Source organism: Clostridium sp. AF32-12BH, from assembly GCF_003477935.1.
Taxonomy (GTDB): domain Bacteria; phylum Bacillota; class Clostridia; order Lachnospirales; family Lachnospiraceae; genus Brotaphodocola.
Genome location: NZ_QUEH01000048.1, coordinates 1 through 1,266, shown reverse-complemented (window position 1 = coordinate 1,266; position 1,266 = coordinate 1). Strand labels below are relative to the sequence as shown.

The window sequence follows — 1,266 nt, the reverse complement described above, 5'->3', positions numbered from 1 at the left end:
ATCAGCCTGGGCGGTGGCCGGCCTCATATGGAGCTGCCAGAGTACAGAGCAGCGGCCCAGCGGCTTGAAGCTGTCCAGGAACAGGTGATAGCGGCAGAGCAGGAGATCGCGGCCTTGGAAAAGCAGAGAAAGGCCCTGCAAGGGAATGTGAAGCTGCTGAAAGCGGTGGAGAAGGTCAAGCCCGATCTGGACGCAATACAGCCGGAAAAGACGCTGACAGGGGCCGTCAAGGGCGTGACGGTGGAGCAGGTGAAGGAGCTGAAGGCGGCGGTGATCCGGGGCGCGGCGGCAGAGCAGAAGGTGCGGGAGCTGAAGGTAGAAAACCAACAGCTTCAGCAGAAAATCCCCTCGACGAAAGAAAAGCTGAAGGAGGCCCAGGAGCGGCAGCGGCTTGAAAATGAAAACCGGCAGCTCAAAGTGCAGGTGGAATACCTGGAAGAAGATTTGAGCCGGGAGCGCGGGTTTTCGGCGCGGCTCCGGGAAGGGATCGGGGCGGTGCTGGATTTCCTGGATCGGCACTTGCCAGAGCAGTTCCGTCCTCTGGTCGAAAAGGCGCGTGAGCTGCTACCTGTGCCAGAGGTGCAGCAGCCGGAAAGAGATCAGGAACGGGGCCATACCTGGGGCGGTATGGAGCTGTAAAAGAAGCCTGTCCGGGGGCCTTGCAAGAGCCACCCGGACAGGCTATAATATCAACAGAAAATAGGGAAAAAATATATTGATAATATATGCCCCCTATGGGGGGGACAAGCTGAAATGGGTTTGTCGTAAAATAGGGAAAAAATATATTGATAATATATGCCCCCCTATGGCCTTTAGGCCAGGGAAAATATAATAAAATATTCTCTCTCTGACAGGGAGAAAGTCGGAGGGGGTTATGGGGGTGAGCGGCGGGGTGTGGGAATGTGGTAAACCTGAAAGGTTTTCCATCATTTCCATGCCCCAGAGCGAGGGGGAAAAGGGGGAGGTGACTTTCTCTTTAAGGCCCCGAAGGGGCCGCTCTTTGGCTTCCCCTTTTCCCCCTATGGGTTTGCAGAATGTACGAAAAGAGGTGTAAGGAATGGCGGATCAGCAAGAAGCCCTGGAACGGCTGCGGGAACTTTACAGGGAAAAGAACGAGCATTTAGAGAAGTTTTTGGAGCCGGTGGAGCCGTATGAGTTTTATCGTGAGATCTTCCCAGAAGGATCTTTCGAGAGGAAGGGCCATTTTGAGGACAGGAAGGGAAACGGAATTGCGGTGACGGTGCCGAAAGGTGAGGTTGACAAGGC

General features: G+C 54.9%; 2 pseudogenes. Both read left to right on the top strand.

Annotated elements, in window-relative coordinates:
- A pseudogene (locus DWZ40_RS19155) lies at positions 1 to 639 on the top strand (plasmid recombination enzyme); the annotation flags it as partial.
- A 418-nt stretch (positions 640 to 1,057) separates the two neighbouring features.
- Positions 1,058 to 1,266, top strand: a pseudogene (locus DWZ40_RS19145) (hypothetical protein); the annotation flags it as partial.